The sequence below is a fragment of the Gilliamella sp. Choc5-1 genome (assembly GCF_001690595.1).
Classification (GTDB): Bacteria; Pseudomonadota; Gammaproteobacteria; order Enterobacterales; family Orbaceae; genus Gilliamella; species Gilliamella apicola_M.
The window spans coordinates 1-13,129 of sequence record NZ_LZHH01000091.1 but is presented as its reverse complement, the minus strand read 5'-3'; the positions used below and the strand labels follow the sequence as shown (position 1 = coordinate 13,129).

14 protein-coding genes are annotated in these 13,129 nt (G+C 36.7%); 2 read left to right on the top strand and 12 right to left on the bottom strand.

Annotated features, from left to right (window positions below; translation table 11 throughout):
* Window positions 1-27: 27 nt before the first annotated feature.
* The gene (locus A9G35_RS07910; protein ID WP_065636399.1) at window positions 28-1,002 is read left to right on the top strand and encodes a hypothetical protein; all 975 of its coding nucleotides are present in this window, start codon (window positions 28-30) and stop codon (window positions 1,000-1,002) included.
* Window positions 1,003-1,102: 100 nt separating this feature from the next.
* Here the strand turns inward: A9G35_RS07910 and frr are convergent, their stop codons facing one another.
* The 12 genes from frr to A9G35_RS07855 all read right to left on the bottom strand — a co-directional run bounded on the left by frr (window position 1,103) and on the right by A9G35_RS07855 (window position 12,819).
* Window positions 1,103-1,660: a ribosome recycling factor gene (gene frr / locus A9G35_RS07905; protein ID WP_065636398.1), complete on the bottom strand. Its 558-nt coding sequence runs from the start codon at window positions 1,658-1,660 to the stop codon at window positions 1,103-1,105.
* A gap of 29 nt (window positions 1,661-1,689) precedes the next feature.
* Window positions 1,690-2,424 (bottom strand): UMP kinase, encoded by a 735-nt coding sequence (gene pyrH, locus A9G35_RS07900; protein ID WP_065587088.1) that lies wholly within the window; start codon window positions 2,422-2,424, stop codon window positions 1,690-1,692.
* 119 nt (window positions 2,425-2,543) lie between these two features.
* Entirely contained in the window at window positions 2,544-3,401 is an 858-nt protein-coding gene (tsf, locus tag A9G35_RS07895; RefSeq protein ID WP_065636397.1) for a translation elongation factor Ts, read from the bottom strand.
* An 88-nt stretch (window positions 3,402-3,489) separates the two neighbouring features.
* The gene (gene rpsB, locus A9G35_RS07890) at window positions 3,490-4,230 is read right to left on the bottom strand and encodes a 30S ribosomal protein S2 (RefSeq protein ID WP_065636396.1); all 741 of its coding nucleotides are present in this window, start codon (window positions 4,228-4,230) and stop codon (window positions 3,490-3,492) included.
* Between the two features lie 366 nt (window positions 4,231-4,596).
* Window positions 4,597-4,758, bottom strand: coding sequence for a hypothetical protein (locus A9G35_RS13525; protein WP_176701408.1), 162 nt, complete (start codon window positions 4,756-4,758; stop codon window positions 4,597-4,599).
* 112 nt (window positions 4,759-4,870) lie between these two features.
* The gene (locus A9G35_RS07885; protein ID WP_065636395.1) at window positions 4,871-5,698 is read right to left on the bottom strand and encodes a DUF6708 domain-containing protein; all 828 of its coding nucleotides are present in this window, start codon (window positions 5,696-5,698) and stop codon (window positions 4,871-4,873) included.
* A gap of 16 nt (window positions 5,699-5,714) precedes the next feature.
* On the bottom strand, window positions 5,715-5,966 hold the full coding sequence (locus tag A9G35_RS07880) for a hypothetical protein (RefSeq protein ID WP_065636394.1): 252 nt from the start codon (window positions 5,964-5,966) through the stop codon (window positions 5,715-5,717).
* A 70-nt stretch (window positions 5,967-6,036) separates the two neighbouring features.
* Window positions 6,037-6,861, bottom strand: a complete 825-nt coding sequence (locus tag A9G35_RS07875) for a DUF6708 domain-containing protein (RefSeq protein ID WP_065636393.1) — start codon at window positions 6,859-6,861, stop codon at window positions 6,037-6,039.
* 16 nt (window positions 6,862-6,877) lie between these two features.
* Entirely contained in the window at window positions 6,878-10,891 is a 4,014-nt protein-coding gene (locus A9G35_RS07870) for a toxin VasX (RefSeq protein WP_065636392.1), read from the bottom strand.
* Between the two features lie 29 nt (window positions 10,892-10,920).
* Window positions 10,921-11,850 carry a hypothetical protein gene (locus tag A9G35_RS07865; protein WP_065636391.1) on the bottom strand — a complete coding sequence of 310 codons (930 nt, stop codon included), beginning with the start codon at window positions 11,848-11,850 and terminating at the stop codon, window positions 10,921-10,923.
* A 2-nt stretch (window positions 11,851-11,852) separates the two neighbouring features.
* Window positions 11,853-12,581 carry a DUF2345 domain-containing protein gene (locus tag A9G35_RS07860; protein ID WP_141673830.1) on the bottom strand — a complete coding sequence of 243 codons (729 nt, stop codon included), beginning with the start codon at window positions 12,579-12,581 and terminating at the stop codon, window positions 11,853-11,855.
* The gene (locus tag A9G35_RS07855; RefSeq protein WP_065636389.1) at window positions 12,538-12,819 is read right to left on the bottom strand and encodes a type VI secretion system Vgr family protein; all 282 of its coding nucleotides are present in this window, start codon (window positions 12,817-12,819) and stop codon (window positions 12,538-12,540) included. Before A9G35_RS07855 ends, A9G35_RS07860 begins: the two co-directional genes overlap by 44 nt.
* 123 nt (window positions 12,820-12,942) lie before the next feature.
* Between A9G35_RS07855 and A9G35_RS07850 the strand changes: the two genes are divergently transcribed.
* Window positions 12,943-13,129, top strand: a 187-nt coding sequence (locus A9G35_RS07850; RefSeq protein ID WP_141673791.1) for a transposase, incomplete at its 3' end; no start/stop codon positions are given.

Genomic DNA, 13,129 nt, shown 5'->3' with positions numbered 1-13,129 from the left:
AAATGATTAGTAAGGATGTACAAAACAATGAAATATTTTTTAATTTTAATATTCTTTTTACCAAATTTTGTAGTTGCCAACTATTCTTACGGTATTCAAATTAAAACTAATGGAAAATATAAAGAAGAATATCATTATGATTATGATACTAATAGAGTTGTATATATAAATAATATAACTAATACCCCTAAATTATTAGATGAAACGTCTTTTGAAAACAAAGATAACAATGAAAATCAAGTTGAACCAGATAAGATTCCATTAGATAAAAACTTACAATCATTGAATAAAACAAAGTTAAAAAGTGAATTTAAATTTGGATGTATTCCTAATAAGTCTGAAAAGAAGTCTAAAAATGTTGAATTTTTACAACACAGAACCACTAAAGACTATTTTTTTAAAGTCCTTTTATCCATAAAAGGCTGTGCGTATAAAATGGTTGGTATTAATGTTTACCGAAAAAGAGATGGTAGTTTATTGCAAACAATTGATGATTTTGATGGTTATGCATTTATGTCAATCGATACAATAAAACAAGGTTATCATCTATATAATGATTATTTGTTTGGATCTAAAGAAGATGATCAAAGCATTAATACCGATGATTATAACTTTGATGGTGATAATAATGAATTTTATATCTCACAAACAACCGATGATATCGTGGACATCCCAATTATTGATCGTTATTACGCTTTCAATAAGAAAAAAGGGAAGTTTATTTATCTAAATTTAGAAGGCCGTTATATAACCTTTGATGAAAATAAAAAACAAGCTATTAGGCGAAAATTTTGTTCTATCAAAGATAATGGTGCTGTTATTGTGACAGAAACACACCAATATGATGTCAATAAAAATCACTTCACTTTAATTAATTCGCTATGTCAGTATAAAAAATCTGATGATAAATCAAATGATGAGTTTTCTCGTCAATGTACACAAAAAGAAGAAAATTATTGCAATAACGAAAATGAACTTGATAAGGACGAGCTTGAGTTGTAATTATGGCTGTAAAATAGTCAATATATTTACTGTCAATAAATAAAACGCTCTGTTTTACTAAGCAGAGCGTTTGTTTTGTTAGAAAGAAAACCGTTAAGAATTAGAACTCCATTAGTTCCTTTTCTTTATCAGCAAGCACTGTATCTAATTTTTTAATTGCGGCATCGGTCGCTTTTTGGATTAAATCTTGTGCTTTACGTTCATCATCTTCAGAGATTTCTTTATCTTTTAGTAACGCTTTGATTTGGTCGTTGGCATCACGGCGGATATTACGGATAGATACACGACCTTGTTCCGCTTCGTTACGAACAATTTTAGTTAAATCACGACGGCGTTCTTCTGTTAGTGGTGGTAATGGTACGCGAATAACAGTACCTGCTGATGCTGGGTTTAACCCTAAATCAGATGTTAAAATTGCTTTTTCAATAGCTGGAGTTAATGATTTATCAAATACAGTGATAGCTAGCGTTCTTGCATCTTCAGCAACGATGTTGGCTAGTTGACGCAGCGGCGTTGGGCTGCCGTAATATTCAACCATAATTCCATCTAATAAACTTGGTGATGCACGACCTGTTCGAACTTTAGAAATATGATTTTGAAACGCATCAATGCTTTTTTCCATGCGCGTTTGCGCTTCTTTTTGAATCTCGTTTAACATAATAAAAGCCTTATTTAAAATAAAGATAATTAACTGGTTACTGTTGCTTTGTTATTAATTAATGTCCCTTCTTGTTCACCTAAAATAACGCGACGCAATGCACCAGGTTTATTCATATTAAAGACACAAATGGGTAGATTATGATCTCTTGCTAATGTGAATGCAGCTAAATCCATCACTTTAAGTTCATCATCAAGGACTTTGTCATAACTTAATGTTTTATAAAGTGTTGCTGTTGGATCTTTAACGGGATCGGCCGAATAAACACCATCAACTTTAGTGGCTTTTAAAACAACATCTGCTTCAATTTCAATGCCACGTAAACATGCTGCTGAATCGGTGGTAAAAAATGGATTGCCTGTTCCAGCCGACAAAATAACCACTCTACCATGACGAAGCAAGCTAATTGCTTCGGTCCATCGATAATCATCACATACACCGTTTAACGGAATGGCTGACATTAAACGGGCATTAACCTCAATTCGGTGTAACGCATCTCGCATCGCAAGACCATTCATTACAGTTGCTAGCATTCCCATATGATCGCCAACAACGCGGTTCATTCCCGCTTTAGCAAGCCCTGCCCCCCGAAATAGATTACCGCCCCCAATAACAACAGCGACTTGAACATTCATTTCAATTAGCTCTTTGATTTCTTGCGCCATGCGATCTAGAACGGTTGCATCAATACCAAAACCTTCGTCGCCTTGTAGTGCTTCGCCACTGAGTTTAAGAAGAATACGTTTATAGAAAGGGGTCACCATACTGAAGTCTCACTATTTCGTTGTTTTATCACTCAATAAGCTAAAAAATTAGCCTATAGTAATTTTAAAATATTTTGTAGATAAACAAAACCGCCTTAACGGCGGTTTTTTTGAAACGATTAAGATTGTTTCGATATTGCAGCAACTTCTGCAGCAAAGTCAACTTCAACTTTTTCAATACCTTCACCCACTTCAAAACGGATGAATGAAGCAACTGCTGCGCTTTTTTCTTTTAATAAGTCACCAACTGTTTTTGATGGTTCCATTACAAATGGTTGACCTGTTAAAGAAACTTCGCCAGTGAATTTACGCATACGACCTTCAACCATTTTTTCAGCGATTTCGCGTGGTTTACCAGATTGTATTGCAATATCGATTTGGATGTTACGCTCGTGTTCAACCACATCAGCAGGAACATCACTTGGATCAACATATTCTGGTTTGCTTGCAGCAATGTGCATTGCGATATGTTTAACTAGTTCATCGTCAGCACCGTTTGCTGCAACTAATACACCAATACGAGCACCGTGTTGGTAACTACCAACTATGTCACCAGCAATTTCAGCAACACGACGAATACCAATGTTTTCACCGATTTTAGCAACTAATGCTGTGCGTTCTTCTTCAAATTTTGCTTGTAGTGCTGCAACATCAGTAATACGATCTGCTAATGCTGCCTCTGCAACTTTGTCACTAAATGCTAAGAAACCAGCATCTTTTGCAACGAAGTCTGTTTCACAGTTAACTTCTAAAATAACACCGAATTTTTTATCCGCAGAAATTTTAGAAATAATCACACCTTCAGCAGCAACACGACCTGCTTTTTTAGCTGCTTTTGCTTGACCTGATTTACGCATGTTGTCAATTGCAAGTTCAATGTCGCCATTAGCTTCAACTAATGCTTTTTTACATTCCATCATACCTGCGCCAGTTCTTTCGCGCAGTTCTTTTACCATAGAAGCGGTAACTTCAGCCATTTTTTAATCCTCTATTTAACCATTGTGATGATTTTCATCAGAATGGGTCGATATATTTATGCATCGACCCTGAAAATATTTGAGCTTATTATTCAGCTGCTGGAGCTTCTTCAACAAAGCTTGCTTCAGAGACTGGAGATTGATTTTGCTCACGACCCGCACGAACGGCTTGAGCAACCGCATTTGCATATAATTGAATTGCACGGATTGCGTCATCATTACCTGGAACGATGTAATCAATACCATCTGGATCTGAGTTAGTATCAACAACAGCAACGACTGGAATACCTAAGTTGTTAGCTTCTTTGATAGCGATATGTTCGTGGTCTGCACCAATAACAAAAATCATATCGGGTAAGCCACCCATATTTTTAATTCCACCCAAGCTATTTTCTAATTTAGCCATTTCACGAGCACGCATTAGTGCTTCTTTTTTGGTTAATTTGTCAAAAGTACCATCACTAGCTTGTGTTTCTAAATCTTTTAGACGTTTGATTGATTGACGTACTGTTTTCCAGTTAGTCAACATACCACCTAACCAACGGTGATTAACGTAGTATTGCCCACAGCTTTCAGCCGCTTGTTTGATTGCTTCACCAGCTGCACGCTTTGTACCAACAAATAAAATTTTACCTTTACGAGCGGCAACCTTGTTTAATTCAGCTAATGCTTCGTTGAACATTGGTACTGTTTTTTCAAGATTGATGATGTGAACTTTGTTACGAGCTCCAAAAATAAATGGTTTCATTTTTGGGTTCCAATAACGAGTTTGGTGTCCAAAGTGTACACCCGCTTGTAACATATCGCGCATTGATACTGTAGTAGTCATGATTTCCTCATTTTGACGTTGGGGTTATGCCTCCACATATCCGCTTTATCCGACCTAATTGCATTAAGCAAAAGGCACCCCGGAAAAGTGTAATGATATGTGTGTGTTATAACGTTAATTAATCATTAAAAGTAATGCTGTTATTCACGATTATTTTTGTAAAAAAATAATGCGAAATGTAGCGTGCATTTTATACCATAAATTGTATAAGATTGCTAGTTTTTTATCTTTGCTGTTGGTGGTTTTGTGCAGTTTGTTTTTTTATCAGTTCGTGCTTAGGTTACAATTGGCAATGAGCGCGCTATAGAAATTACAGCATTTTCTCAAATTACTGTAAACAACGCGAGGAATTTCTAAAAATTAGGACTATACAAAATAGGAAATCTGATCAGATTTTGTTTTACGAATAAAAGCACAGTAGTTATCATTGGCATAGAGAAGACGCTGATCTGCCCCCGTTAAATAGTTACCGCCTTTTTCTAAATCGCTTATCCAACCAAAAATTTGGGGTTGATATTGTGATGGCATTGTTCTGCTCCTTAATTTAAATTTTATTGTTTTTAGTCACAATTAATGGCACATCTTCACGGTTATTGTAAAGTAGGCGGCGTTATCCTTTCCCGCCCTGAGCTATTAAAACTTATTGTTTTACATGATGCCGTTGTTTAATTTCAGCTAACTCTTGTTGCGATGTGGCATTAAACGCTTCAACCATCCATTCGGGCCAGCCTTGACCTTTAATAATTTTTTCTTTAAATTGGGTTTCTTGTTCCCATTTGTATTTGCCGTCGTTTAGACCCGCTAATTTGTTAGCACACATAAAGTTATTGACCCATCCCCAAACCAAATAACTACCTATGCCGCCACGTAATGGGTCTAATAATATATGGTCGATTGTTTTATGGGTATGAGGTTTGCACACCATTAATATGGTGGTGTTGAGTGAATATCGTGAAAAATTATGCACCACCACCCCTTGTAAATGTGCCCAGTCATATTCTTTTATGCGTTTTTTATTAGGGTGCAAAAAGGTTAGCGGATTACGTAACACTTTAAAATTAAAAAAATAGCTTTCATTGATATACACTTTACCCGTTTTGCGGTTAAAAATAATGGGGCTACCTCGGCGTGTAAAAAGGTTTTGATAACATTCTGGAATCATTAAATATAAAACGAGAATAAAACAGATTAAAATAACAACCAAAACATAAAAAACAAATTCAGTTTCAGATGTTATTTTAAATATCATAAGTCCATATGATAAACCAGGTATCACAAAAAACATTGAAATTGACAGAAATAAACTTATACATAAATAAAAAATCTGATCAGAGTTTGTTTTACGAATAAAAGCACAGTAGTTATCATTAGCATAGAGAAGACGCTGATCCGCCCCCGTTAAATAGTTACCGCCTTTTTCTAAATCGCTTATCCAACCAAAAATTTGGGGTTGATATTGTGATGGCATTGTTCTGTTCCTTATTTTAAATTTTATTGTTTTTAGTCACGATTAATGGCACGTCTTCACGGTTATTGTATTGAATAATAATTTGATATTTTACAATATTAAACACACCTATCGTGCCAGCGATCCATTTATTGATAATGAGCCCATTTTGAACAGGCTGGTCGCTGTTGGTTATTGTTTTATCAGTAATATGATTAGCCGATGTGGTTAAAATAAATTCGTCTGGCTCGTCAGTTTTGTTATAATCAGGCTCAGGCAACCCTGTCATGACATTACGGTTGCAATCATATTTATCAAAATAGGCTTTTTTATCCGTCTCCGCCCTGAGCCATTGAACCTTATTGTTTTACATGATGCCGTTGTTTAATTTCAGCTAACTCTTGTTGCGATGTGGCATTAAACGCTTCAACCATCCATTCGGGCCAGCCTTGACCTTTAATAATTTTTTCTTTAAATTGGGTTTCTTGTTCCCATTTGTATTTGCCGTCGTTTAGACCCGCTAATTTGTTAGCACACATAAAGTTATTGACCCATCCCCAAACCAAATAACTACCTATGCCGCCACGTAATGGGTCTAATAATATATGGTCGATTGTTTTATGGGTATGAGGTTTGCACACCATTAATATGGTGGTATTGAGTGAAGAGCGTGAAAAGTTATGTACCACTACCCCTTGTAAATGTGCCCAGTCATATTCTTTTATGCGTTTTTTATTAGGATGCAAAAAGGTTAGCGGATTACGTAACACTTTAAAATTAAAAAAATAGCTTTCATTGATATACACTTTACCCGTTTTACGGTTAAAAATAATGGGGCTTCCTCTGCGAGTGAACAAATTATGATAGATTTCGGGAATAACAAGATAAATAGCAACACAGCAAATAGTAAATGCTGATATACCTAATATGGTTATTTTTGATTCATTTTCAATATTAAATACAAAAATTAATAGTATCCATAAAATGATTGCTGGAATTAAAAAAATTAACACAATTAAATACATAAATAAATAAAAAATCTGATCAGATTTTGTTTTACGAATAAAAGCACAGTAGTTATCATTAGCATAGAGAAGACGCTGATCCGCCCCCGTTAAATAGTTACCGCCTTTTTCTAAATCGCTTATCCAACCAAAAATTTGGGGTTGATATTGTGATGGCATTGTTCTGCTCCTTATTTTAAATTTTATTGTTTTGAGTCACGATTAATGGCACGTCTTCACGGTTATTGTATTGAATAATAATTTGATATTTTACAATATTAAACACACCTATCGTGCCAGCGATCCATTTATTGATAATAAGCCCATTTTGAACAGGCTGGTCGCTGTTGGTTGTTATTTTATCAGTAAGATGATTAGCCGATGTGGTTAAAGTAAATTCGTCTGGCTCGTCAATTTTACTATAATCGGGTATTGGGAGCCTAGTCAGTATGCCAATATTACGATCATACTTATCAAAATAGGCTTTTTTATCCGTCCAAATAAGATTTAGGTCGCCATAGTTTTTGCTGATGGCTAATAACGCTATTTGTTGCGAGGTGATACGGTATTTTAGATCGATATATTTTTCGGGCAGTGGGTCTGGCTCGCTTTTTAGATTTGGGTAATCATTAATAAATAAGCGAATCATGGCGATTGCAGTTTCATTTTGATTGTATTTGGCAAAATCGGGAATATCCAAATAAAAATAGATATGCCGTTGAAATGGATTTGGGGCATCGGGATCAGGTACTCCTGTTGTTGGTGGTGCATGATATAGTGGTTTTAAACGAATAAAGGTTTGAATATTATAGACCATAATTGCATAGTCATTAAGCGCTAAGCCAAAACCTGCGTGAGTGCTGTATTCATCTTCGTGATAGGCTTGATAGCCTAAATAGGCCAATTCTTGTTGCTTACCAAAGCAGCAACGGTTTAACCAGTGTTGAATAGCAGTATATTTATCGTACTTTTTACTAAACATAATCGCAATTGAACCACCAATCATTAAAATAGCCCCTACAATCACAGTTATCCATGAACCAACTAATGCTATAATTGCACCAAAACCTAATGCAATAGAACCACCGACCCTCATTATGAGATAACTTTTATTCTCCATATTCATCATATCAAACGAGCTTTTTAACTCGCCAATCGCTTCTAATACCGTGATTGCCGCTGTTGCTCCGGCAACGGTTTTAGAAATTATGGAATTGAACCTAAGCTTAGCTTCTATTTTTGTTACATCTTTACCTGCTTTAATCGCTTCAGCCATTTGCATATTGAGTTTGATATTTTTATATTGGCTACTTAGATCGATACCGGTTAGTACCAGTGACACCAGATCTTTAAGCATTTGCCCTTTTAGTTCGGTTTCACCGTTACCTTCTTTCACTTCATCCCATTCTTTAAGCATATCGCTAATGTTTATTAGGGTAAGGGTGCCTAATATACCGCTCACCGCAAGATTGATACCAAAAGTTATTTTCCCCGTTTTGACGTTTTGATTAGCGGTTTGTAAGTCTATCTCATTATAGATACGTTCTAATTCATGTTGCGCTATGTCTATTATGCCTCCTGCTTTTGATATTTTTTCGTTTATTTTAGCTTTAGCTCGCTCTAGGGCTTTTTTACTGGTTTTGCTTAATTTATCAGTGATTGATGCTTTGCCTTGATTCACCTTTTCTATATTTTCAAGTAGTGATTTTTGTTTATGAATTAATTTAAAATAGTCTTTATATTTTTGCTCCATAAACTGTTTTAAGCTGTATGGGCTTAATGTGCCATTAGTGCCATTGATAAAGTCAACAAACAAGGCTTTACTGGCTTTATCAGGAAAGCACAGGGTAAATTTCGCTTTTTGCATTTTTCCCGAGCCTGTTTTAATGGGCTTTTCATCAATATCAAAACTTTCTAAAAAGGCAAGCTCGTGCGGGTGATAAATGCCACGATTGTAAAAACCGCGATGCATTTGGGTTAATAAATTTTGAATTTTTACGATATTTTCTGGTCTAATTTGCACGTTTATTTCAACGGGTAGTGCCCCTAGTTTGGCAAGTTCATCAAATGCATTAAGCCGCATCCAGTGCGATTTTATCGGTTTAAGTAGGGTGTCTTTAGCCAGTATTGCCTGTTTTTTTAGTGCCGTGCGGTTAAGTAAACTTTCACTATATTTGGTTGATGCGTGAGTTTGTTGTGTTGAATTAGCAAGGTTTGATAATTCTTTATTGACTGCTTCAAGGTTTTTATTTAATTCTTTATGCTTCGTTTCATAAGCCTTTTTTTCTCGTCTGAGTTTTTCTTGTGCTACCGGATCACTCACTGGAATTTGTTTTTTTTGTTGTTCAAGCTCATCAATTTTTTGTTTATTTTGTTCAATTTTAGCTTCTAGTTCGGCTTTGTTTTTTTCTAACGCATTTTTTTTATCTTTTAGATCTTTATCACCCTTTTTTTCTGCAATTGCTGTAGATACTGTACCAATAAACTCCGTTGCTTTTGATAACCAATCGTTTGCTGTTATCAATTCGTTAGTTTTTAAGTCTACATAGACCTTTTCGTCACGATCTATTCCTTTAGAGTTGTTATATTCGGTGATGTAATAGATACTTTCAGGATTACTGAGCAGCTCATCCCATAGGGCACTGTCTTGATCGAGTTTGATTTCGGAATGAGTGGTATCGACTAAAATAGATCCAATTTCTGATGCGTGCGCCAATCGCGTCGTTTCGGTGCTAAAATCAAATTCACGTTGCCAAAAATGATTGGTGTTAACGCTTTTGGGTTTGGTTTTGCTAAATTGCGAGACCATGCCTTGTTTACCAAATAACCAACGCAAATAGGTAAAGTAGTCCTGCGACCACTCTTTATGATAATCAACTACTTCTTTATAGGCTGTTTCTAATTTTCCTTTAAAGGTATCAACTTTACCTTGATCTACACAGCTATCAAAATCATTCAGTACTTTGGTTTTATCTTCGCTCAATTTGCCGATTTTTTGGTGCATTCTCGCAGATGTTGGAATACCATTATAGCCGATGGTGTCATTGCCCGAATTTTTTACTTTTTTTATTTCTTCTTTTACGCGAGCGATTTCACGATCAAACGAAGTTACAATCGAAGTTCGGTACTGTTCCATTAGCTGTAAAATTATCCGCTTTTTAAACATAACTGGTTGATAATAATCAAATTGTTTTTTCAATGCAGGATTAATAGTGTGTAACATATTTTCTGCTCGTTGTTCATAGACTTTCGTTGCTTTATCTAAATTGTCAAAACTATCGATTAATTCTTCTGCTAACTTCACTTTTTTTGCATTTAACGGTATTTCGTTAAACATATGCAGGTGCGATATCCGTTGGGTGTTGAGCTCTTCGGCAATACCTAAGGTGTCTTCTAGCACAACACCACAGGATATTGGTCTATTCCCCCGAAATATAGAACTAGCGTAATTTGCAAATTTTTGCCTTTGGCTTTTTAAGCTGGTAAAGTGATGTGCCGATTTAAAATTTTCCAGACCTTGCTCACCAAAACGAAACTCGAGCACTTTACTTTTATCATTATTATCACGTTTATGACTATAACCAAAAATATCCGTAAACGGAACCGCTCGTTTGCCCGTTGCTTCAGACGGTGAGTCTTTGAGTTTTTGTATATCAATTTTGGTAAAACGCGATAACACATTGCTGTTCTTTTCTTTTAGGTAATCGTCAATGGTTTTTTTGGGCCAAGGTTGTGAAGCATAAGCCACCCAGGCTTGAGTATAATCTAATCGAAGATGAATAAACGATGCAGGGATGGTATGACAAGCACCTGTACATGCTTTTGATATTGGTCTTGGTTGGGTATTGGTCAGTTCATGGAAGTTTTTTAAACGTAGCGCGCCATCAATGCATTCATACGAATGGAATATTCGGCTCTCAATATCATCACCTTGTTGTTGCATCACATAGACATAACCGTTACGCAAAGTGCGAAGTACATAGTCATAATATTTTAATGCTTCATCTGGCATGCGTTGTTTAAAATCTAATGTTTTAGTATAATTCGCCAGTTCTTGATAAGTCTGGTTAACCTGTTTAATTTTATTGAATTTTGTTTTTATCACGGCTTGACGCAGTAAAAAGACCGGTAATCCTGATCGTTCACAGGCAAGGCAAAAACCTGCTGCTTCATCTTTATTTTCTATTGCAATATTTGCTGTTTTTTTCATGTTGCGCTCTTTAATACTTGTCTTATTTGTTATTCGTTAATAGAAAGTGATTGGCTTTCAAGGTTAATATTGGCGTCAATGACGTGTTTTGATAATGTACTCGGCTCTTCTTGTGCTTTGGCTATTTGCTCAAGTACTTTAGGGTGTTTAGTAAAAGCAGTTTGGTATCTTAAGCCATTTAATCCCCAAAATAAGATATCGGTAGCCTCAGTTAAACCTAATTGATAAGCCTGCTCAACCAGTTGCGTTGATTGCAAAATAACTTGATGATTGAGCAGTAAATTTTTTTGCTCATCAAATTGCATTCGATTATTTGCCCATACATTAACAAGCGTTCGAATCATTTTGAAATGTTTTAAGCGCTGGCAATAATGGAGGCTCCAACGGTCTGGCGTTTCCAGTTCACTATCGGCCGTGAAACGAATAAACTGCCCAGCATGAATGGACGGATAATAATAGTTTTCAATTTGGGCAAATTGCGATTTTAACCATGCGGTGTCTTGGTTGGTAGCCACTTCCTGCAAAAATTGCATGCGAAACGGTTCAAAAAAAGGATAATAAGGCTGTTGCAATATTTTAGCGATGTTATTACCTATAGTTATCAGCTGTTTTGCTAATAACGACGGTTTAAGGGGGCTAACAATATAAGCGCAAATATAACGCTTTGACCAAAAACTTTCGATTTTAGCTTGCTTACCGACTTCATCAAGGAGCGGACTGTCTAAAAATTCATTGGGTTCTGCCAGTTTAATCAGTGTTGGGCATATGCTTGGATCATAATCTAAATCGGTGCGTAATACCTGAGTGAGTTTCTGTTCACCAAATAGTTTGTCTTCACCAAATAGATTCAATAATGAGTCGTGTGATAATGGGTTTATTGAATTAAGCGCCACTAAATTATCGACTAGTAAATAGCGATATTTGTTAAAGTTATTTTGATTATTTAATTCAGTAATCATTATTAATCCTTTTCTGCACAGCGTTTTACATTCAGTTCACTTGAATTTAATCTAATTGTTTTAGATTGGGTTGCCGGTCCCATCTTTTGCATCACATTACACTTAACATAAACATTATCCTGCGTGCCCAGTTCAATGCCTTCGCTGCTGATTTTGATATAAGAGCCACCGCAGATTAACGTTAGTTCATCGCTCGCTGTGATAGTTACCTCACCATCCACGCTATCCACTTTGATATCTTGTTTGGCCGCCATATTGAGGTTGGCGTTTTGGGCTTGCAGGTCAATATCGCCTTGGTTGGCAAATAGTTTCATGCCCGATTTTTGGGCGAATAACCCCACCGCCTCACCCGATGAGAGCGTGACGTTTTTTAAGCCGTTGATGTCGGTTTGGTTTTCACTGGTTAAGGTGAGGCTGTTAGCCGTCGATAGTTGGATATTTTCAGGGCTAGTTAGGGCGATGCCTTCTTGCGCATAGGCCAGTAAGCCACTTTGGGTTAGCTGCGTTAAGTTGGCCTTGAGCTGTTCTTGGCTGTCGGTGTCGGCGCGGTGCGCTTCGGACTGGGTAGCGGCATTTTGTAGCGCTTTGGCAATGGAGAGGGCATTTTCAAGTTGGGTGATTGCCGCTTGCATATCGAGCTGTTTGCCTTGCGCTTTGGGCTGGGTTTGGGTAGTTAAGTATAAGCCTCTATTGGCGGCAATCGCCCCCCCAGTCATCGGTGCGTAGTTCAAAACCTTCACCGCGGGGGTGTTTTTTTTCGTTAACTAAGTGACCAATATTAAGTTGCGTTTTGCCGTATTCGGTGGCCAGTTTGATATGCTCTTGCCCACGTTTATCATCCATGCGCAGTTTATTGTTGGCCGGGGTGCGAATGACATTGCGGTGTTTGTTGATGGTGGTGATAGGGTCAGGGTGGGCACTGTCGTGCATGGCATGGGCAATATAGGGCCTATCGGGGTTGCCGTTCATAAAGGCGATGGCCACTTCGGTGCCGTCAATTAAGGGAAAGTGAAAGCCTGGATCGGCTACACTAATTCATACAACTTTTTTAAGGGGTAAGGTAAACTTATCACAACTAAAAAAGGAACAAATATGAATAAGATTAAACGCAAAAGACGAACATTCACAGATGATTTTAAACACCAAATGGTCAGTCTTTATCAACATGGTAAATCACGTAGTGAAATCGTTGCCGAATATGATTTGACACCATCAGCTTTGGACCGTTGGATAACGCAATCAAGCCAAAGTGGCTCATTTAAAACAAAAGATAATCGCA

Bases quoted from the DNA above. Each gene is read 5' to 3' on its own strand.
- A9G35_RS07910 (WP_065636399.1), top strand. From the start codon at position 28: ATGAAATATTTTTTAATTTTAATATTCTTTTTACCAAATTTTGTAGTT.
- frr (WP_065636398.1), bottom strand. From the start codon at position 1,660: ATGTTAAACGAGATTCAAAAAGAAGCGCAAACGCGCATGGAAAAAAGC.
- pyrH (WP_065587088.1), bottom strand. From the start codon at position 2,424: ATGGTGACCCCTTTCTATAAACGTATTCTTCTTAAACTCAGTGGCGAA.
- tsf (WP_065636397.1), bottom strand. From the start codon at position 3,401: ATGGCTGAAGTTACCGCTTCTATGGTAAAAGAACTGCGCGAAAGAACT.
- rpsB (WP_065636396.1), bottom strand. From the start codon at position 4,230: ATGACTACTACAGTATCAATGCGCGATATGTTACAAGCGGGTGTACAC.
- A9G35_RS13525 (WP_176701408.1), bottom strand. From the start codon at position 4,758: ATGCCATCACAATATCAACCCCAAATTTTTGGTTGGATAAGCGATTTA.
- A9G35_RS07885 (WP_065636395.1), bottom strand. From the start codon at position 5,698: ATGCCATCACAATATCAACCCCAAATTTTTGGTTGGATAAGCGATTTA.
- A9G35_RS07880 (WP_065636394.1), bottom strand. From the start codon at position 5,966: ATGACAGGGTTGCCTGAGCCTGATTATAACAAAACTGACGAGCCAGAC.
- A9G35_RS07875 (WP_065636393.1), bottom strand. From the start codon at position 6,861: ATGCCATCACAATATCAACCCCAAATTTTTGGTTGGATAAGCGATTTA.
- A9G35_RS07870 (WP_065636392.1), bottom strand. From the start codon at position 10,891: ATGAAAAAAACAGCAAATATTGCAATAGAAAATAAAGATGAAGCAGCA.
- A9G35_RS07865 (WP_065636391.1), bottom strand. From the start codon at position 11,850: ATGATTACTGAATTAAATAATCAAAATAACTTTAACAAATATCGCTAT.
- A9G35_RS07855 (WP_065636389.1), bottom strand. From the start codon at position 12,819: ATGAACGGCAACCCCGATAGGCCCTATATTGCCCATGCCATGCACGAC.